This window comes from Paenibacillus agri (assembly GCF_013359945.1).
In the GTDB taxonomy this organism is placed as follows: Bacteria; Bacillota; Bacilli; order Paenibacillales; family Paenibacillaceae; genus Paenibacillus_AQ; species Paenibacillus_AQ agri.
This window is the reverse complement of sequence record NZ_JABWCS010000208.1, coordinates 82,616-103,167: the sequence shown is the minus strand read 5'-3', so window position 1 is coordinate 103,167 and position 20,552 is coordinate 82,616. Positions and strand designations below refer to the sequence as shown.

The 20,552-nt window shown below is 49.5% G+C and carries 16 protein-coding genes; all 16 read left to right on the top strand.

What is annotated here, in order from left to right; genetic code table 11:
• Positions 1-8 precede the first annotated feature (8 nt).
• Positions 9-812, top strand: coding sequence for a phosphatidate cytidylyltransferase (locus HPT30_RS13660; RefSeq protein ID WP_175371916.1), 804 nt, complete (start codon positions 9-11; stop codon positions 810-812).
• 21 nt (positions 813-833) lie between these two features.
• Positions 834-1,973: a 1-deoxy-D-xylulose-5-phosphate reductoisomerase gene (locus HPT30_RS13655; RefSeq protein ID WP_175371915.1), complete on the top strand. Its 1,140-nt coding sequence runs from the start codon at positions 834-836 to the stop codon at positions 1,971-1,973.
• 141 nt (positions 1,974-2,114) lie between these two features.
• Complete coding sequence (gene rseP, locus HPT30_RS13650; protein WP_175371914.1) at positions 2,115-3,389, top strand: RIP metalloprotease RseP; 1,275 nt, start codon at positions 2,115-2,117, stop codon at positions 3,387-3,389.
• Positions 3,390-3,422: 33 nt separating this feature from the next.
• Complete coding sequence (gene proS, locus HPT30_RS13645) at positions 3,423-4,871, top strand: proline--tRNA ligase (RefSeq protein WP_175371913.1); 1,449 nt, start codon at positions 3,423-3,425, stop codon at positions 4,869-4,871.
• 143 nt (positions 4,872-5,014) lie between these two features.
• Positions 5,015-9,340: a PolC-type DNA polymerase III gene (locus tag HPT30_RS13640; protein ID WP_175371912.1), complete on the top strand. Its 4,326-nt coding sequence runs from the start codon at positions 5,015-5,017 to the stop codon at positions 9,338-9,340.
• A gap of 231 nt (positions 9,341-9,571) precedes the next feature.
• Positions 9,572-10,039 carry a ribosome maturation factor RimP gene (gene rimP / locus HPT30_RS13635; protein ID WP_066362070.1) on the top strand — a complete coding sequence of 156 codons (468 nt, stop codon included), beginning with the start codon at positions 9,572-9,574 and terminating at the stop codon, positions 10,037-10,039.
• Positions 10,040-10,065: 26 nt separating this feature from the next.
• Positions 10,066-11,163, top strand: coding sequence for a transcription termination factor NusA (nusA, locus tag HPT30_RS13630; RefSeq protein ID WP_066362068.1), 1,098 nt, complete (start codon positions 10,066-10,068; stop codon positions 11,161-11,163).
• Positions 11,164-11,191: 28 nt separating this feature from the next.
• Entirely contained in the window at positions 11,192-11,500 is a 309-nt protein-coding gene (gene rnpM / locus HPT30_RS13625; protein ID WP_066362066.1) for an RNase P modulator RnpM, read from the top strand.
• Complete coding sequence (locus HPT30_RS13620) at positions 11,493-11,816, top strand: YlxQ family RNA-binding protein (RefSeq protein ID WP_066362065.1); 324 nt, start codon at positions 11,493-11,495, stop codon at positions 11,814-11,816. The genes rnpM and HPT30_RS13620 overlap by 8 nt, the downstream gene beginning before the upstream one ends.
• A complete protein-coding gene (infB, locus tag HPT30_RS13615; protein ID WP_175371911.1) occupies positions 11,809-14,454 on the top strand; it encodes a translation initiation factor IF-2 in 2,646 nt (881 codons plus the stop codon). The genes HPT30_RS13620 and infB overlap by 8 nt, the downstream gene beginning before the upstream one ends.
• A gap of 18 nt (positions 14,455-14,472) precedes the next feature.
• Positions 14,473-14,826: a 30S ribosome-binding factor RbfA gene (gene rbfA, locus HPT30_RS13610; protein WP_175371910.1), complete on the top strand. Its 354-nt coding sequence runs from the start codon at positions 14,473-14,475 to the stop codon at positions 14,824-14,826.
• Between the two features lie 22 nt (positions 14,827-14,848).
• Positions 14,849-15,826 carry a DHH family phosphoesterase gene (locus HPT30_RS13605; RefSeq protein WP_175371909.1) on the top strand — a complete coding sequence of 326 codons (978 nt, stop codon included), beginning with the start codon at positions 14,849-14,851 and terminating at the stop codon, positions 15,824-15,826.
• Positions 15,823-16,737: a tRNA pseudouridine(55) synthase TruB gene (gene truB / locus HPT30_RS13600; RefSeq protein WP_175371908.1), complete on the top strand. Its 915-nt coding sequence runs from the start codon at positions 15,823-15,825 to the stop codon at positions 16,735-16,737. The genes HPT30_RS13605 and truB overlap by 4 nt, the downstream gene beginning before the upstream one ends.
• A 38-nt stretch (positions 16,738-16,775) precedes the next feature.
• Positions 16,776-17,723: a bifunctional riboflavin kinase/FAD synthetase gene (locus HPT30_RS13595; RefSeq protein ID WP_175371907.1), complete on the top strand. Its 948-nt coding sequence runs from the start codon at positions 16,776-16,778 to the stop codon at positions 17,721-17,723.
• Between the two features lie 149 nt (positions 17,724-17,872).
• Complete coding sequence (gene rpsO / locus HPT30_RS13590; protein WP_066362055.1) at positions 17,873-18,142, top strand: 30S ribosomal protein S15; 270 nt, start codon at positions 17,873-17,875, stop codon at positions 18,140-18,142.
• A gap of 251 nt (positions 18,143-18,393) precedes the next feature.
• Positions 18,394-20,496, top strand: a complete 2,103-nt coding sequence (gene pnp, locus HPT30_RS13585; RefSeq protein ID WP_175371906.1) for a polyribonucleotide nucleotidyltransferase — start codon at positions 18,394-18,396, stop codon at positions 20,494-20,496.
• The last annotated feature ends 56 nt before the right edge of the window (positions 20,497-20,552 follow it).

The following is a 20,552-nucleotide window of genomic DNA, read 5'->3' as shown; positions in this document are numbered from 1 at the left end:
GGAGACCTTTGAAGCAGCGCTTGATTACCGGTGTTGTTGCCGGAGCTATATTTTTGGGTTTATGCCTTTTGGGAGGCTGGCCGTACCAGCTATTGCTGGCCGCCATGGCTCTCATCGGCTACTATGAGTTCGTGAAGATGACCGGTTCGCCAGCGTTTGGCGGTACGGCTCTGCTCGGTTATGGCGCAATTGCAGCTTTTATGATACCTTGGAATTTGCTTGGAGTGACCGCGTTATTGTCCTGGGAACAAGGGATTTGGCTCTTGCTGCTCCTTTTTCTGTTGGTCACAGTTTTCACTAAAAATAAAATGGATATTCGGATTACAGCGCTGCTGTTTGCCGGTATCGTCTATATAGGCATGGGATTCTCCTATATGGCTATGGCCCGGTCTTCTAGTGACGGTTATGGCTTGCTATGGACCTTCCTGCTGCTCTTCTGCATTTGGGGGAGCGATGCTGGAGCGTATTTTGTAGGTAAGAGCTTTGGCAAGAATAAGCTTTGGCCTGCGATCAGCCCTAACAAAACTGTGGAAGGTGCAGTGGGAGGCGTTTTGATCGCCATGCTGATTTCCATTGTTTTTGCGATTTTTGCTCCTGATCAGTTGACCCTTGGACGAGCTCTGCTCATTGGTCTTTCTTGCGCGGTGCTAGGTCAGCTCGGAGATCTTGTACAATCTGCCTATAAACGTGTGTACGGTATCAAAGATTCAGGTTCGCTGCTTCCTGGTCATGGAGGCATCCTTGACCGTTGCGACAGCTGGATTATCGTATTTCCGTTCGTACATATTGTAATGCTTATGCCTTACTATTAATGTCAGGGAGAAGGTACTGCTGTGAAGAAAATAAGTATCCTCGGTTCTACCGGCTCCATCGGCACTCAGACATTGGATGTCATCGCGATGCACCCGGAGAAATTTGAAATTGATGGATTGGCGGCTGGAAGTAACACTGCGCTCTTGCTGGAGCAGGTTCGTAAGTTCAAACCGCGCAGGGTATCTGTCGCCAGCGAAGCGCTTGCTAATGAGATTAGAGGAGCTCTGCCAGCAGGTACGGAGCTTTTTAGCGGAAGCCAGGGCTTGGTGGAGATCGCTGCAGGAGGCGATGCCGATACGATCGTTACTGCGGTGGTGGGCAGTGTCGGGCTGCAGTCTACGTTAGCTGCGATTGAAGCGGGTAGAACGATCGGACTCGCCAACAAGGAGACACTTGTGACAGCAGGACATCTCGTGACAGAGTTGGCCCGCAAGAAGGGTGTGCGCATACTTCCTGTGGACAGTGAGCATTCTGCGATTTTTCAATGCTTGAACGGGGAGAACCGGAGCGATGTCGAGAGCATCACTATAACAGCGTCTGGTGGTTCTTTTCGAGATTACACCCGTGATCAGCTTGTAGGGGTTACGGTGGAAGACGCGCTGCGACATCCGAACTGGAGCATGGGTGCGAAGATTACGATTGACTCAGCGACCATGGTTAACAAAGGTTTAGAGGTCATAGAGGCTCATTGGCTGTTCGATCTTCCTTATGAGCAGATCAATGTGCTGCTGCATCCGGAGAGCATCATTCACTCTTATGTAGAATTTCGTGACAGCAGCATTATTGCCCAACTTGGCACCCCGGATATGCGTGTTCCGATCCAATACGCCTTGACCTATCCAGATCGCTGGCATTCCCCGGCAAAACGCCTCTCGTTGGCCGAAACTGGCCGGTTGACGTTCCGGGAGATGGATTTTGAACGTTATCCGCTTCTTAGACTGGCAATTGAGTGTGGTAAAGCAGGGGGAACCGCTACAACAGCATTCAATGCGGCGAACGAGATTGCGGTGGATCGCTTCCTGCGCGGCGAAATTTCATTTCTGCGTATCGAGGAAATCATTGATGAGGTGCTACAGCGCCATATCAACGAAAGTAATCCTGATCTGGAGCAAATCGGGTATTGTGACCGAGCGGCGAGGGAATTGGCGGTACAGCTGTAAACATCCTGCTTTTTTTAACTGCTAATCATTGCCTGGCCCTAAAAATAGGTTCGGACTGTTGATTCTCTTGTGCCTGATCGGAGAATAATGATAAATTAAGAGGACATACTTCGGTCTTACACCTAAAGGGGGATGTTACGCTTGGAAATGGTTCAAGTCGTTTTTTTAACGGTGCTGATGTTTTTTGTATTGGTAACCGTACATGAATGGGGACATTACTACTTTGCCAAACGCGCTGGCATACTTGTCAGAGAATTTGCTATCGGTTTTGGTCCAAAACTGTTCTCCTATAAACGCAATGAGACCCAGTTCACGTTGCGTCTACTGCCCTTTGGCGGGTATGCGCGAATGGCTGGAGAGGATCCAGAGATTGTCGAGATCGGTCCGGGTCAGACCATTGCTGTAAGACTGGGACAGGACAATAAGGTCAAGAACATTTATCTGGATGCGCTCGACACTCGCAAAAACGTGATTCGTGGTGAAGCACAGCATACGGACCTTGAGGAGAAGCTGAAAATTTCGCTGGATGTGGACGGAGAAGTGACCATTTATGATGTTCACCCGCAAGCGATGATGGTCAGAGGCAGTCAACAGACACAGATTGCGCCTAAGGACCGCCAATTCGGCAGTAAAACCGTAGGTCAACGCGCGCTTGCCATTGTTGCCGGACCAGTTATGAATTTCTTGCTTGCTTTCGTACTGTTTGCGCTCCATATTCAGATGGCTGGAATCGCTATTGAGAACCCTAGCACTGTCAAGATCGGTGATGTCAGCAAGGGCATGCCGGCCGAAGAGGCAGGTCTCAAGAAAGGTGATATCGTCGACTCCGTTAACGGCCAGAAGATTGGCGGTGACTTCCAGAAGATGATCACCCTGACTGCAGCCTCTAAGGGCAAGGAAATGAAGTGGGAAATTCTTCGAGGTAACGAAACATTGGACTTTACTCTCATTCCGCGTTCGATGGAAGGGGAAGACGGTGCCAAGGTCGGTATCACTCCCGAAATTCAGACCCGTAAGGCTGGTCTTGGAGAGACATTTACAGGGGCCGGACAGGATATGGTCAATACCACAAAAATTATTTTTATCGGCTTTAAGCAACTGATCAATCAGTTCAACATGGATGATATCGGCGGACCGGTTCGTACCTTCCAACTGACAGGACAGATTGCCGAACAAGGTATTCAATACTTAACCAAATGGGCAGCGATTCTCAGCCTGTACCTCGGTATTTTCAACCTGTTGCCGATTCCTGCACTTGACGGAAGCCGTCTGGCGTTCCTTGGTGTTGAGGCATTGCGCGGCAAGCCGGTTGATCCCGGCCGGGAAGGCATGGTTCACTTCGTTGGGTTCGCGTTGCTCTTCCTTCTTATGATAGCAGTAACTTATAATGATATATTGCGCTTGATTAGCGGATAATTTTGCTTTTATTTACGGGAGGAATTCCAGCACATGTCAAAAGATAAACAATTCGTAACGGAAATTACGCCGCAAGGCGAAGATTTTTCACGCTGGTATATTGATGTTATTAAAAAAGCGGATTTGATGGATTACTCTCCAGTGCGGGGTTGTATCGTCTTCAAACCGGACGGTTTTGAAATTTGGGAGCATATCCAGGAAGAGATGAACCGTCGCTTCAAAGCAACAGGTCACCGTAACGCCTACTTCCCAATGTTTATTCCGGAGAGCTTTTTCCAAAAGGAAAAGGATCATATCGAAGGCTTCAATCCTGAGCTGCCATGGGTAACAGAAGCGGGTGGAGACCAGTTGGAAGAACGTCTGGCCATCCGTCCAACTTCGGAGACCATGATCGGACATATGTACTCCAAGTGGATTCAGTCCTACCGTGATCTGCCGGTGCTGATCAACCAATGGGCGAACGTCGTGCGTTGGGAGAAACGTACACTGCCGTTCATCCGTACTAGCGAGTTCCTCTGGCAAGAAGGGCACACAGCGCATGAGAACGAGGAAGAAGCACGGGCAGAGACGATGCAAATGCTGGAGGTTTATCGTGATTTTCTAGAAGGCTATCTGGCTATTCCGGTCATCGCGGGTCAAAAAACGCCTTCTGAACGCTTCGCGGGTGCGGTGGATACGTTCTCCATTGAAGCTATGATGAAGGATGGAAAGGCTGTTCAAGCGGGTACTTCCCATTATATGGGCACCAAGTTTGCTGTAGCTTTTGATATCCAGTACCTGAGCCGTGACAACGTGCTTGAGTATGCACACACCACCTCCTGGGGGACAAGCACACGGATGATCGGTTCGATGATCATGGTGCACGGTGATGACCGCGGTCTGGCGTTGCCGCCGAAGGTAGCTCCAACACAGGTGATTATGATTCCGATCGGACCTCCAAAGACGCGTGAAGCTGTAATCGGGCGGACAGACGAGCTGTTCAAGGAACTGAAAAGCGCCGGCATCCGTGTCCGCGTTGACGATCGTGCGGATGTAACACCAGGCTGGAAGTTCAACGAATATGAAATGCGCGGAGTACCTGTTCGTTTGGAACTCGGTCCACGTGATATGGAGAACGGCGTTTGTGTTCTGGTATCACGGGTTACTGGCGAGAAGAAAGTCATTCAGCAAGAGAACCTTGTAGAAGAAGTACAGGCGATGCTGGAGCAGGTACACAACGAAATGTTCGAACGGGCACTCAAATTCCGTGAAGATCACTTCTACTCGGTTGATACCCTAGATGAGATGAAGGCCTCCATGGAAGAAAAACGCGGCTTTGCACTGGCAGGCTGGTGTGGATCTGAAGAATGTGAGTCCAAGGTTAAGGATGAGACCGGAGCAACCAGCCGGAATATTCCGTTCAATCCTGCGGAGCAGAAGGAAGTCTGCCTCTGTTGTGGAAAGCCTGCTGCACATACCGTTGTATTTGCTAAAGCGTACTAATCTAGAGCGACTTTACAAGATATAGATTTACTTCATGCAGCTTCTGGCGAAAGGAGTCGGCGGGCCGAAAGAACCCAATGCTTTTTGACCCGGAAGCTTTTTATCATTGGCAAGTTAGGGCGATCATAAGGTGGAGGGAAGCCATGGAACAAAACGTAGAAAGAAGAAAAAGGTTCGAGCTTCTGATGAAGCAGGGCGAAATACCGCCTGCACTCATCGATCCTTATTTTCTGGATGGAAGTATTGAGCGTGTAGAGATTAGCCGTGGCAACCGGGATTGGCGTATTGTTATTGCCAAAGAAACTCTAGTACCTGCGCAGGCTTACCGAACCTTTTGTCTGAGAATGCGGGAGAAGCTGCAGCATATTGCGAAAGTGAGCTTTTTGTTCCAATATGCGGAGAACGTTAGCAGGGCAGATCTGGTGGCAGAGTATTGGGGGTTGTTCCTGGAGTGGGTTCAGCGTGAAATCCCGTCGGTTAACGGTTGGTTGACACGTTCTTCGCAGGAACTTCAAGACGGTACTCTGGTGCTGACGATGAGCGATGCAATGTCTCAGGAACTAGCCCGTAAAAAGGGCATCGACTCAGCCATTATAAAATTTTACGATAAATATTTTGCTCTCCCGCTCAGGGTTAAAATTCAGGTGGCGGAAAATCAGGATAATACGGTTGTCTTCGAAGAATTCCAGCAGAAGCTCCAGCAAGAGCAGCGTGAATTCATTGAGCAAATGATGACTGAGGTTGAGCCGGAAGCCGTTGTAGATGAGGGCGATCCTAATGAAGTCGTGAAGCTTCAGGTGGGTTATGATATCAAAGAACCGCCTGTGCCGCTTATTGAGATTCAGGATGAAGAGAAGAAGATCACGATTCAGGGGACTATTTTTGGTCTGGAAAGCAAAGAACTGCGTAACGGCAGCACACTCTTTACTTTCTTCCTTACCGATTTTACCGACTCCCTGCAAATGAAGATGTTCGCTAAGAACAAGGAAGACCTCAAGATCATGGGCCAGCTTGCTAACGGGAAATGGGTAAGAGCGCGGGGAAGAGTGGAGTATGACCGGTTTATGCAAATTCCGGAACTGGTGATGATCCCATCTGACTTGTCCGAGGTTGCGGCGCCACCTGCACGTAAGGATAACGCTCCAGTCAAAAGAGTAGAGTTCCATCTACACACGACTATGAGCACGATGGACGCTGTGACGCCAGTCGATGTCTATATCAAAACAGCGGCCAAATGGGGCCACACGGCAATGGCCGTTACCGATCATGGCGGAGTTCAAAGCTTCCCGGAAGCGAACCATGCTGCCCATAAGAACAAGATTAAAATGCTGTACGGTGTGGAAGCCAATGTCGTGAATGACGCGGTGAATATCGTTGAGAATCCGAAACCGCTTGATTTGAAGACAGCTACCTATGTAGTTTTCGATATCGAGACCACGGGCTTATCAATCACCCGCAATAACATTACAGAGCTTGCAGCGATCAAGATGTGCGAGGGGAAAGAGCTGGATCGGTATACCACCTTTGTTAACCCGCACGAGAAGATTCCTTATCATATCCAGCAGTTGACGAATATTACGGATGAAATGGTCAAGGATGCTCCTGATCTGGAGCCAGTCCTGCACGATTTTGTAAAGTTTGTAGGTGACAGTGTGCTTGTGGCACATAACGCCAGATTCGATATGGGATTTATTCAGGCTTCTCTGGCCAAGCTGGGGCAGCCCAAGCTGACTAATCCGTCACTGGATACGCTGGAGTTAGCAAGGCTGTTGCATCCTACGATGAAGAATCACCGTCTGAACACTCTGGCGGATAAATATAAGGTGCTGCTGGAAAGCCATCACCGGGCGGTTGACGATACGATTGCCCTGGGTGGTATTCTGAACGGTCTGCTTGCGGATGCTGAGAAGCTAAAAGGGATGACAAGTCTGGAGCGGCTCAATGATTATGTGGGGAATGATCTCTCCAACACACGGCCGTTTCATTGCTGTATATACGCTCTTAATGCAATCGGTAAGAAAAATCTCTATAAGCTGATTTCGCTATCACATACAGAGTATTTCAAGCGGGTTCCTTGTATTCCAAAATCGAAGCTTGAAGAACTGCGGGACGGATTGCTGGTCATCTCAGGTTGTGAACGGGGAGAATTCTTCGAATCTGTACTCAACAAAACAGTGGAGGAAGCGATGGAAGTCGCCCAATTCTACGACGTGCTGGAGATCCAGCCACTGACAATGTACATGCATTTGGTGGACAAAGGGTTTGTAGCCAGTCCTGAGGAACTGCGTGACGTGGTACGCAAAATTTGCGAGATTGGTGAGCAGCTGGGCAAGCCGGTAATCGCTACAGGAAATGTGCATTATCTCGAGCCGCGCGACAAGCTGTACCGTGACATTACGATAAACGGCATTACTGGCTTTAGCCCGCTGAAGGATATGCGTAAGCCAGACGCCCATTTCCGGACGACAGAGGAAATGCTGGCTGAGTTCGATTTCCTGGGTCCTGAAAAAGCGATGGAGGTTGTGGTGACGAACACGGTGGAACTGGCCGATCGCTTTGAGGAGCTGGAATTGTTCCCGGATAAGTTGTTTACTCCGATTCTTGAAGGAGCAGATGAGGAAATCCGCGAGACCTGCTACACGACAGCGAAATCAATATACGGCGAGGAATTGCCGGAGGTCGTAGTGGCCCGTTTGGAAAAAGAATTGGAGCCGATTATCAAATACGGATTCTCGGCCAACTATCTGATCTCTGAACGTCTCGTTAAAAAATCGAACCGCGACGGTTATCTTGTCGGATCACGGGGTTCAGTAGGCTCTTCCGTAGTAGCTACTTTTCTTGGCATCTCGGAGGTTAACCCGCTTCCTGCGCATTACGTTTGTCGCAATGCCGAGTGCCGGCATAGTGAGTGGTTCCTGGACGGTAGTGTACCGAGCGGATTTGACCTGCCGGACAAAGTCTGTCCGGACTGTGGCGGGATGCTGAAGGGCGAAGGACAGGATATCCCGTTCGAGACCTTCCTTGGTTTTAAAGGTGACAAGGTTCCCGATATCGACCTTAACTTCTCCGGTGAATATCAGCCACAAGCGCATAATTTCACGAAGACGATGTTCGGTCCGGATAACGTATTCCGTGCGGGCACAATCGGTACGGTAGCGGAGAAGACTGCTTTTGGTTTTACCAAGAAATATGAGGAGCATCACCAGAAACGCTGGCGTGGTGCCGAGGTTAGCCGTCTGGCGGCAGGATGTACAGGTGTCAAGCGGAACACCGGGCAGCATCCCGGCGGGATCGTCGTTGTGCCAGACTATATAGACGTAGAGGATATTACTCCTGTGCAGTTCCCGGCGGATGATGTCAATGCCGAATGGAAGACTACGCACTTTGATTATCACGCTTTTGATGCGAACCTGCTCAAGCTCGATATTCTGGGTCACGATGATCCGACCATGATGCGGATGCTGCAGGATTTGACCGGAGTGGACCCCACGACAATCCCGATGAATGACCCTAAGGTAATGAGCATGTTCAACTCTACGGAAGCGCTTGGCGTTACGCCCGAACAGATCCGCTCACCTGTGGCCACGTATGGGGTGCCGGAAATGGGGACCAAGTTCGTGCGGCAGATGTTAATCGAATCGAAGCCGTCGAGTTTTGCCGATTTACTGCAAATTTCAGGGTTGTCGCACGGAACAGGCGTATGGCTGGGAAATGCCCAGGAACTCATCAAGAATAATACCTGCAACATCAAGACGGTAATTGGTTGCCGCGATGACATCATGCTTTTCCTCATCTATAAAGCGGGTATGGATGCCAGTCTGGCCTTTAAAATTACCGAAAGTGTCCGGAAGGGTAAGGGTCTGCCGCCAGAATGGATCGAGGAAATGAAACGATGCAAGGTACCTCAGTGGTACATTGATTCTTGCCTGAAGATCCAGTACATGTTCCCGAAGGCGCACGCAGCAGCGTATGTTATCTCTGCAGTGCGTACTGCCTACTTTAAGCTCTATCATCCGATTGAATATTATGCGACCTACTTCTCTGTACGGGCAGCGGATTTTGACATTGATCTTTGTTGTCAGGGTTATGAGGCCATCGGTCGTCAGATCGTGGAGATTGAGCAAAAGGGATTCCAGGCGCTGCCTAAGGAAAAGGCGATGCTGCCGATTCTGGAAATGGCTCTGGAAATGACCGCTCGCGGTCTTACGTTCAAGAATATCGATTTGTACCGCTCTGATGCTACCCGCTTTACAGTGGATGGCGACAGTCTCATCCCGCCGTTCTCTGCACTATCGGGCATCGGGGATAACGCAGCGATCAATATTGCTGCCGCTAAGGACGCCGGAGAGTTCCTGTCGATAGAGGATTTCCAGCAGAAATCTAAAGCTAGTAAGACGGTTATCGAGCTTCTTACCGGTATGGGCTGTTTCCGGGGACTACCGGAGAGCAACCAGCTTTCTCTTTTCTAACGACCTCATTTGCGCATAGATTTGCTGCCGGATATAACAGGTTGATTGCGGGAAACTGCAATGGTCATGTCTCCTGAAAAGGGGGAGTCAAGGGCTGGCACTTGTCAGTGCCCACGCACTATGTTATAATTTTTTTGGTAATAATGAGATAAGTCCGTTGTGTAAAGAGTGGGGAAACCCACTCTTTATCTTTGGTATATAGCAAAAGACAAGTTCGTGGAGGTTAATTTTTTGAGCACACCCAAATCCAAAATTAAACAAACGGTAGAGCAGATGCTCGGACCCTATCTGGACGACAATGGCTTTGAGCTGGTAGACGTAGAATACGTAAAGGAAGGTTCCAACTGGTTCCTGCGTATATTCGTTGATAAGGAGGGCGGCATTGATATCGATGACTGCGGCTCCATTAGCGAATATTTCAGCCAGAAGCTGGATGAGAATGATCCTATTCCCGAGGCTTATTTCCTTGAAGTGTCCTCACCGGGAGCGGAACGTCCGCTCAAGAAAGCCGCAGATGTGGCCAAGGCGGTAGGAAAAGACGTATATGTGACGGTTTATGAGCCGATTCAAGGACTCAAGGAATTCGAAGGTCGTTTGCTTTCGTTCGAGAACGAGGAACTGCTCATCTCCGCGGGCAAAAAAGAACATGTTGTGCCATATGCCAAAGTCGCCAGCGCGAGATTGGCCATTATTTTTTAACGTCTTGAAAGGGGGACCGGGATTTCATGAGTATGGATTTTATTGAAGCTATGAATGAACTGGAAAGGGAGAAGGGCATCAGCAAGGATGTGCTGTTTGAAGCCATTGAAGCTGCGCTGATCTCCAGCTATAAACGCAACTTCAATGCAGCACAGAACGTTCGTGTGGACATGAACCGCAACACTGGAGTAATCAAGGTGTTCGCACGTAAGCTGGTGGTCGAGGAGGTTCTGGATTCACGGACCGAGATCTCGCTGCCAGCAGCTAGAGAGATTAACCCTCACTTCCAACTGGAAGATGTGGCCGAGCTTGAGGTCACCCCGCGTGATTTCGGGCGCATTGCTGCTCAAACGGCTAAACAGGTAGTTACTCAACGTATTCGCGAAGCAGAGCGTGGACTCATTTATAACGCTTTTATCGACAAGGAAGAGGATATTGTTACCGGCCTTGTTCAGCGTCAGGATATGCGCAACATCTATGTGGACCTTGGTAAGATCGAAGCGGTTCTGCCGCTAAGCGAACTCATGCCTGGAGAGAAATTCAAGCAGAGCGAGCGTATCAAGGCTTACATCACCAAGGTTGAGAACACCACTAAGGGGCCACAAATTCTGTTGTCCCGCAGCCATCCTGGCCTCTTGAAGCGTCTGTTTGAGCTTGAAGTACCTGAGATTTTTGACGGTGTGGTGGAGATTCGTTCCGTAGCCCGCGAAGCTGGCTTCCGTTCCAAGATTGCTGTATTCTCGCGCAACCCGGAAGTGGATCCGGTCGGCTCTTGCGTAGGCCCTAGAGGTATGCGTGTACAGACGATCGTTACCGAACTGCGCGGCGAGAAGATTGATATCGTCCGTTATTCCGAGTCGGTGGAAGAATATGTGGCCAACGCGCTGAGCCCGTCCAAGGTACTTGAAGTTCAAGTATTCGAAGCGGAGAAAATGGCGCGGGTGATCGTTCCTGATTATCAATTGTCGCTGGCTATCGGCATCAAAGGGCAAAACGCTCGTTTGGCTGCTAAGCTGACCGGCTGGAAGATCGATATCAAGAGCGAGACCCAGGCGGAACAGGAATACGGCAGACCTAAGTCTGTCAGTGATGAAATGCATCAGGATTCCGTCTCCATTGATTAATTAACGTGTCAAGGCGGGGGGCGATACAATGAAACAAAAAAAGGTTCCACTGCGAAAATGCGTAGCCAGCCAGGAAATGATGCCCAAGAAAGAATTGATCAGGGTGGTCAGAACTCCTGAGGGCGAGGTGCTTATCGACCTGACAGGCAAGAAGTCGGGCCGGGGTGCTTATATTTGCGGTAAGCTGGAATGCTTCAAACTGGCCCAGAAGAACAAAGCGCTTGACCGGGCCTTAAAATGTCAGGTAAGCTCCGAAATCTATGCCCAGCTTGCCCGGGACTTTGCGTCCGTTGAGGAGCAGTTCTTGGCAGCAAAGGATAGTGAGGATAATGAGTAAGGTACTTTCTTATTTAGGACTTGCGATGAGAGCAGGCAAATTAGTCACCGGCGACGAGATCGTGCTCAAAGCGGTACGGTCATCGGAGGCGAAGCTGGTCGTTCTTGCGGGTGACGCGTCAGACAACACCAAGAAAAAGTTCCGTGATAAATGCGGAACCTACGATATTCCACTAGTAATCGCTTTTCACCGGGATACCCTCGGTGCAAGTATTGGTAAAGACCAGCGCGTAGTGCTGGCCATTACGGATAAAGGATTCGCGGAAATGATCTCCAAGCAGCTCGGAGATACAGTCGGAGGTGTATTTATTGACTAAAGAAGACAATAAAGACAAATTGCGTGTGTATGAATATGCAAAATCACTGAATATGAGTAGTAAAGAAATTATTACAATTCTGAAGCGTTTGGATGTTCCTGTGAATAATCATATGAGTGTAATGGAGAACGGCGCTGTCAATAAAGTAGAGCAATTCTTCAAGGACATCAAATCAAACGCTGCGGCCAAGCGGGATAACGGCGCCAGCAGCCGTCCGGTGACAACCGGATCGGTAACAGCCAATCCGCAAAGTGCCCAGAATGCCAACAAAAATCAACCGGAAAAGCAGGTAGGTATGAACAGTAACCAAAACAACAACCAAACTACAACGTCCCCAAGGCCCCAAAGCGGACAAGATTCCCGCAGAACACAATCAGGTTCCACACAAAATGCGCGTCCACAGCAAGGCGGAGCGCCACGTACTGGCAGTAACAACGGAAGCCGTCCACAAGGACAAGGCAATTCGACAGGTGGCAATCGTCCACAAGGTAATTCCGGCGGCAACCGTCCGCAAGGCAGCAATACTGGTGGTGGCAACCGTCCACAAAGCGCTACTAGCGGCAGTCGTCCGCAAGGTAGCGGCGGCACCGGTAACCGTCCACAAGGCGCTACTAGCGGCGGTAACCGTCCGCAAAACAGTACAGCCGGCGGCAACCGTCCACAAGGCGGCGCACCGCGTACTGATAGCCGGCCACAGCAAGGTCAAGGTGGAGATTTCTCCCGTGGCGGCGCTGGCGGTCCTAAGAAGAATACGACTGGCGGCAGACCGAATTCGAACCAACGTCGTTTTGATGATGGTAAAGGCGGTAACTTCCGTGGTCGCGGTGGGAAGAACAACCGTGGCGGACGTAACCAATCGATGGAGCGCCGTGAGAAGATTGACAATACACCGAAGAAAATCATCGTGCGTGGCAGCATGACTGTAGGCGAAACTGCCAAGCTGCTCCATAAGGATGCTTCGGAAGTTATCAAAAAGCTGATTTCTATGGGCGTTATGGCGACCATTAACCAAGAGCTTGATATCGACACCATTCTGCTGCTTTCCGGTGAATTCGGAGTAGAAGTAGAAGTGAAGATTCCAGTGGATGAGGATAGCTTCGAAACCGTTGAAGAGAACGATTCCGAAGACGATCTGCAATCCCGTCCTCCAGTAGTTACAATCATGGGTCACGTTGACCATGGTAAAACAACATTGCTGGATGCTATCCGTTCCACGAATGTAACGGGCGGAGAAGCAGGCGGAATCACTCAGCATATCGGTGCTTATCAAGTTGAAATCAACCACAAGAAAATCACGTTCCTGGATACACCGGGTCACGAAGCGTTCACCGCAATGCGTGCTCGTGGTGCTCAGGTTACAGATATGACGATTATCGTTGTAGCAGCCGATGACGGTGTTATGCCACAGACGGTAGAAGCAATTAACCATGCTAAAGCAGCGGGCCTTCCAATCATCGTTGCCGTCAACAAGATTGATAAGCCGGGAGCAGATCCGGATAGAGTGAAGCAAGAACTTACGAATTATGAACTGGTTCCTGAAGAGTGGGGCGGAGATACGATCTTCGTTAACCTGTCCGCTAAACAACGCATTAACCTGGAAGAATTGCTTGAAATGATTTTGCTCGTTGCTGAAGTTAATGAGTACAAAGCGAACCCTGACAAACGGGCACGCGGTACCGTTATAGAAGCCGAACTTGACAAGAACCGTGGACCGGTTGCACGTATTCTCGTGCAGAATGGTACCCTCAAAATTGGGGACGCATTTGTAGCAGGTAACTGCTTCGGTCGCGTACGTGCTATGGTGAATGACAAAGGACGCAAGATCAAAGAAGCAGGACCATCCACTCCAGTGGAAATTACGGGTCTGACAGAGGTTCCACAAGCGGGCGATCCGTTCATGGCCTTCGAAGACGAGCGTAAAGCCCGGGCTATCGCTGACAGACGTTCCACGTCCCAGCGCCAGTCAGAGCTGAACACGAACACCCGTGTTACATTGGATGATCTGTTCCAGCACATCAAAGATGGCGAGATTAAAGATCTTAACGTAATTATCAAAGCTGACGTGCAAGGTTCAGTAGAAGCACTTAAGAGCTCTTTGGCCAAAATCGAAGTGGAAGGCGTACGCGTGAAGATTATTCACAGCGGTGCCGGTGCTATCACAGAGTCCGATATTACCTTGGCAGCAGCATCAAATGCTATCGTAATCGGCTTCAACGTTCGTCCAGATGCTCAAACTAAAGTAGCTGCTGAGCAAGAGAAAGTGGATGTTCGTCTGCACAACATTATCTACAACGTAATCGAAGAAATCGAAAGTGCTATGAAAGGTATGCTTGATCCTGTCTTTAAAGAGAACATTATCGGGCATGCTGAAGTACGTAACGTCTTCAAAATCAGTAAGGTGGGTAATATTGCAGGATGTATGGTTACTGACGGCAAAATCACCCGCAGTGCTGAAATGCGCTTGATCCGCAGTGGAATCGTTGTGTTCCAAGGTAAGATCGATACCCTGAAGCGCTTCAAGGATGATGCCAAAGAAGTGGCGCAAGGTTATGAATGCGGCATAACTTTGGAACGCTATAATGACATCCAAGAGGGTGACGTTATCGAAGCGTTCATCATGGAACGTGTAGAGCGCTAAGCGAAGAGGTGAATATTGATGTCTAAAATCAGAGCTGGACGCGTTGGTGAGCAGATCAAGAAAGAACTTAGCCAACTGATCCAAAGTGAATTGAAAGATCCCCGAATTGGTTTTGTAACGGTGACTGGCGTGGACGTGACGAACGACTTGTCTCAAGCTAAAGTTTACCTTAGCGTGTTCGGGGATGAAGAACAAAAAGCCAAGTCGCTTAAAGCGATCGACAAAGCCAATGGCTTTCTCCGCACAGAGCTTGGCAAGGCAATCCGCCTTCGTCATACCCCAGAGCTGATCTTCAAGTTTGACGAGTCCGTCGCTTACGGCAGTCATATCGAGAAGCTGCTTGGTGATATTGGCAAGAACGAAGAGAGATAGTCAACTTAAAAGGAGACGGCGAATGCAGAGCTATGAACAAAGTCTCCAGCAGACCCGTGAGTTTCTGCTGGACCATGACGATTACCTTGTAGTGTCGCATGTTCAGCCGGACGGAGATGCAGTCAGCTCCACCCTAGCGGTGGGCTGGCTTCTCTCATGTCTGGGCAAAAAATACACTATGATCAATGAAGGTCCAATTCCGAAGCGGATGGAGTACCTGTGGCATGCCAGTGAGATCGTCAATATGTCTGAGCAGGAGCTATCTGGCCAATATAGCCATATCATCTGTGTGGATTGTGCCGACTTTGAACGTGTAGGAAGAACACAGCGTTATTTTGCCGAAGGGGCGAAGATCCTCAACATTGACCACCATCCCACCAATAACGGGTATGGAACGGTCAACCTGATCAAGCCGGATGCAGCGGCGACCGCAGAGATTCTATTCGATCTGCTCAAAGTTATCGGAGTAGAATGGAATCTTGAGATTGCGACTGCTATCTATACCGGATTGTTGACGGATACCGGCGGTTTCCGTTATTCCAATACTTCACCGAAGGTAATGGCTACAGTCTCTGAACTGTTGTCACTTGGTGTGAATGGTCCGGAACTGGCGGAGAATCTGCTGGAAGAAATGACATTGCCGCAGGTTAAGGTATTAAACCGGGCTCTGAGTACATTGCAGCTGTCACCTGAAGGGCACATTGCCTGGGTTCACGTGACTCCGCAGGACATGATTGATTGTGCTGCAGAGAATGAGGATCTCGAAGGGATTGTGAACTATCCGCGCAATATTCGTGGGGTAGAGGTTGGCATTCTGTTCAAGGTCATTCATGAGAATGCAGTTAAGGTTAGCCTACGCTCTGCGGGCAAGGTTGATGTTGCCGCACTGGCGCAGACGTTTGGCGGCGGCGGACACACCCGTGCAGCCGGAGCCAAGGTAGAGGCGCCACTGGAGCAGGTTATTCCGCTTATCCTTGAGGAGGTCAGACGTCATTTATGAGTGAACTTTCAGGAGTTTTGGCCGTGTATAAGCCAGCTGGGTTCACGTCCCATGATGTTGTGGCCAAAGCCCGGCGCATTCTAGGCATGAAGCGAATCGGTCATACGGGAACACTTGATCCCCAAGTGACGGGTGTGCTGCCGTTATGTCTGGGACGGGCTACCCGGGTGGTGGAGTATATTCAGGAGCTACCCAAAGAGTATGTTGCTACGCTGAGACTTGGCATGGCCAGTGATACAGAGGACTTGACCGGAACGATTACAGAGACCGTTGACGAAGTAAATGTCACGGATGAAGAGATCGCTGCGGTACTAAACTCTTTTCAAGGTGTAATTTCTCAGGTGCCACCGATGTATTCTGCAGTCAAGGTAGATGGCAAACGGCTATACGAACTGGCTAGAGAAGGCAAGACCGTAGAACGGAAAAGCCGGGAAGTGGAGATTTACGAAATCGAGCTGTTGAATGTGACTCGAAATGGTAATTATCCCGATATTACCTTCCGTGCACGCTGCTCCAAAGGCACTTATATCCGTACGCTTTGCGTCGATATTGGCCGGGCACTGGGCGTGCCAGGGGTGATGGTTAAGCTGGAACGAACGATGTCTGCTGGCATTACTGCCGAGCATTGTCTAACACTTGAGGAGATTGCAGACCACAAGGAAGCAGGTACGCTGGACAGCCATCTGCTTGCTGCTGATGAAGCGATTGCCCATTTGCCACAGCATAAGGTGATGGACGAGAAGAAGAAAGCAGCCCTGCAGGGCCAGCGCCTTTCCTTACGTTTTGTTGCTCCGGAAGTCGAGACGGACGGTGATTTCCGGCTTTACGATTTGCAAGGCGAGTTCCTTGGGATTTACAAGCTGGATGAGACAGGAGCGATTGCTCCGGTCAAAGTTTTTGCACAAGTCTAATATCAATTTTACAAAGTGAATTGTAGGTGAGAGACAGCGTGAGAACCGTAACGTTAACCTATCCAATGCCTCCGGAGACAGCCGCGCAATGGGCGCAGCCGCAAGTAGTTGCCCTTGGGCAGTTCGACGGTCTGCATCTTGGCCATGTCAGTGTCATTGCCTCGGCTGTGGCTCTGGCCCGCAAAGAAGGCGTGCCGGCTGCCGTAATGACCTTCCACCCCCATCCGAAGGATGTTATGGGTAAAGGAGATTATGAAGGGTATCTGACTCCACAGGCGGACAAGCAGAAACTGCTTGCGGACATGGGTGTTGATATTTTGTATATAGTTGAATTCAATGAGCAGCTCTCCAGAGTTAGCCCGCAGAACTTTGTCTCTGTCATGCTGCTGCCGCTGCATGTGATTACTGCCGTTGTCGGCTTTGATTTCCGTTTCGGCTATCAGGGCGAAGGCGATGCAGAGATGCTGAGTGAACTGGGAGGCGGGGCCATGAATGTCGAGACTGTGCCTCCTTTCCTACTGAATGGCGAGAAGGTCAGCAGTTCTGGTATCCGCAAAAGCCTTCAGACCGGTGAGTTGGAGCTGGCGAACGCCTGGTTCGGCCGCTTTTATCATCTGCGTGGAATGGTTGGACATGGTGAGAAGCGCGGACGTACCATCGGTTTTCCGACAGCGAATCTGCAGCTCGATGACCGGTTCGTCACACCCGCTAAAGGCGTATACGCCGTTCGCGTGTTCTACAATGACCAGGTGCTGCATGGGGTCATGAATGTTGGGGTGAAACCGACCTTCCATGAAGGCGTGATCGCGCCTAGCTTTGAAGTACATCTATTCGATTTTGCCGGCGATTTATATGATAAGCATCTTAAAGTCGAACTGGTCTCATACATCCGGCCGGAGCGCAAATTCGAGTCCATTCCGGCTTTGATCGCTCAGATTGGGCAGGATTCCGAAACGGCCAAACAGCTTTTACAGCAATATTTATAATAGGCAGTGGACATGCCGTTTACATTTGTCGGTGAAGATGCTATACTGATAAACGTTGCGGCACTTTGGCATCATAACCTTAGCTTGGTTGCTTGTTCTCACCGACGGCTACGAGGCTATTGGCGATTATTATGAAGGAGGTGAACAGGATGGCATTGACTCAAGAACGTAAACACCAATTGATCGACGAGCACAAAACTCATGAATCCGATACTGGATCCCCTGAGGTGCAAGTTGCTATCCTTACGGAGAACATCGTTAATTTGACTGACCACTTGCGTACGCACAAGAAAGATCACCACTCCCGTCGTGGATTGTTGAAAATGGTTGGCCAACGTCGTAAACTGCTGGCGTATTTGAAAAACAAAGACGTCCGTCGTTACAGCGCCCTGATCGAAAAACTGGGATTGCGTCGTTAATATTCCATAAGCTTACTCTTAAAGCAGCCTGGTTGTATACCGTACGTCCTTTTCGGAGCGACAGCGGGACAACTGGGTTGCTTTTTGAAAATTATGGGGAAACTATTGAAAGTATGAAAGAAGATATGATTCGCAAAAAACGGCTTCATCATCTCGCTGGGAGGACAAGCCGTTTTTGCTTGTAGTTGTATACAGAATTTGTGTATCTTAACGGTTAGCAAATTCGTTTACTTCAATTAAGGAGGGACTTTATGGAACAACGTGTGGAAATGCAGTTGGGCGGAAGACGCCTTGTGCTAGAAACAGGCCGTTTGGCCAAACAAGCTAATGCAGCCGTAATGGTGCGTTACGGTGATACTTCAGTATTGTGTACGGTTACAGCCTCGAAAGAGCCGAAGGATCTGGATTTTTTCCCGCTAACGGTTAACTATGAGGAAAGATTATATTCGGTGGGTAAAATCCCGGGTGGTTTTATTAAACGGGAGGGCAGACCGAGTGAAAAAGCGATTCTGTCGAGCCGCTTGACAGACCGTCCTATACGCCCGCTGTTCCCGGAAGGTTTCCGGAATGATGTACAAGTCTTGAACCTTGTTATGAGTGTGGATCAGGATTGTGCACCGGAAATTGCCGCTATGATTGGTACTTCTGCAGCACTTAGCATTTCGGATGTGCCGTTTGATGGACCTATCGGTGGCGTTGCCGTAGGCCGGATCAATGGTGAGTTTGTAATTAATCCGGATGTAGCTCAGCAAGCCGACAGCGACATTTATGTCGTGGTTGCCGGAACCAAAGAGGCCATCATGATGGTTGAGGCGGAAGCAAGTGAAGTATCGGAAGATGTGATGCTTGAAGCGATCATGTTCGGGCATGATGAAATTCGCAAAATCGTCGCTACCATTGAAGAACTAGTCAAACTGGCTGGTAAGGAAAAAATGGCTGTGAAGCTGCATGCGGTAGATGCTGATGTGAACACTGAGGTTCGTGCTTTTGCGGAGAGCCGTTTGGTGGAAGCTGTCAAAATTGCCGAGAAGCATGCACGTCAACAGGCGATCGATGTTGTGAATGATGAAGCTGTTGCGTATTTCGTTGAGAAATACATAGAAACCCCTGAGCTTCTGAAGGATGTCAAGGAAGTGCTTCATGACATCGTGAAGGAAGAAGTCAGACGACTGATTACACATGACAAGGTACGTCCAGATGGCCGTAAGCTTGATGAGATCCGTCCAATCGAATGCGATACAGGTCTGCTTCCGCGTACACACGGCTCCGGTCTGTTCACACGTGGACAAACACAAATTCTTAGCGTATGTACGCTGGGTGCATTGGGCGATGTGCAGATTCTAGACGGTATTGATTTGGCTGAAACAAAACGTTTCATGCACCATTATAACTTCCCTCCGTTCAGCGTAGGGGAAGCTCGTCCGCTTAGAGCACCTGGCCGTCGCGAGATTGGTCACGGCGCACTTGGAGAACGTGCACTGTCTAAAGTAATTCCTAGTGAGACTGAATTCCCATACACCATTCGTTTGGTATCGGAAGCCATTGAATCGAACGGTTCGACTTCCCAAGCAAGCATTTGCGCCAGTAGTATGGCGATGATGGATGCAGGTGTGCCGATTAAAGCACCAGTAGCCGGTGTAGCCATGGGTCTAATCAAAGATGGAGAGCATGTTTCCATTCTGACCGATATTCAAGGTATGGAAGATCATCTTGGCGATATGGACTTTAAAGTAGCGGGTACTGCAGAAGGCGTAACGGCGATTCAAATGGATATTAAAATTGCCGGTATCGACCGGAAAATTCTTCAGGATGCTTTGCAGCAAGCCAAAGAAGGCCGTTTGTTCATCTTGGATAAAATGAATGAAGTGATTTCCGAGGCAAGACCGAATCTGTCCAAATATGCTCCGAAAATTATCATCATCAACATCAACCCGGACAAAATCCGTGATGTTATCGGAGCTGGCGGTAAGATCATCAACAAAATTATCGAAGAAACCGGCGTGAAAATCGACATCGAACAAGATGGCCGTGTATTCATTGGTTCCTCTGATGAAGAGATGATTCAGAAAGCCCGCACCATTATCGAAGGCATTGTACGTGAAGTGCAAGTCGGTGAAATTTACGTGGGTACCGTTAGACGCATCGAGAAATTCGGCGCATTTGTTGAGCTGCTGCCAGGTAAAGACGGTCTGGTGCATATTTCTCAGCTGTCCACCGAGCGTGTAGCTAAGGTAGAGGATGTTGTGGCTATCGGCGATACAATCACTGTAAAAGTCACCGAGATCGACCAACAAGGTCGTGTCAACCTTTCCCGCAAAGCGGTGCTGACTTCCGAAGGCGCAGCCAAGGCATAGGTTTTACACGAGGGCTGTGAGGGTTAAAAGAGACAGAAGCGCAAGTATTCTGGCTC

Bases quoted from the DNA above. Each gene is read 5' to 3' on its own strand.
- proS (WP_175371913.1), top strand. From the start codon at position 3,423: ATGTCAAAAGATAAACAATTCGTAACGGAAATTACGCCGCAAGGCGAA.
- HPT30_RS13640 (WP_175371912.1), top strand. From the start codon at position 5,015: ATGGAACAAAACGTAGAAAGAAGAAAAAGGTTCGAGCTTCTGATGAAG.
- nusA (WP_066362068.1), top strand. From the start codon at position 10,066: ATGAGTATGGATTTTATTGAAGCTATGAATGAACTGGAAAGGGAGAAG.
- rnpM (WP_066362066.1), top strand. From the start codon at position 11,192: ATGAAACAAAAAAAGGTTCCACTGCGAAAATGCGTAGCCAGCCAGGAA.
- HPT30_RS13620 (WP_066362065.1), top strand. From the start codon at position 11,493: ATGAGTAAGGTACTTTCTTATTTAGGACTTGCGATGAGAGCAGGCAAA.
- rbfA (WP_175371910.1), top strand. From the start codon at position 14,473: ATGTCTAAAATCAGAGCTGGACGCGTTGGTGAGCAGATCAAGAAAGAA.
- HPT30_RS13605 (WP_175371909.1), top strand. From the start codon at position 14,849: ATGCAGAGCTATGAACAAAGTCTCCAGCAGACCCGTGAGTTTCTGCTG.
- truB (WP_175371908.1), top strand. From the start codon at position 15,823: ATGAGTGAACTTTCAGGAGTTTTGGCCGTGTATAAGCCAGCTGGGTTC.
- rpsO (WP_066362055.1), top strand. From the start codon at position 17,873: ATGGCATTGACTCAAGAACGTAAACACCAATTGATCGACGAGCACAAA.
- pnp (WP_175371906.1), top strand. From the start codon at position 18,394: ATGGAACAACGTGTGGAAATGCAGTTGGGCGGAAGACGCCTTGTGCTA.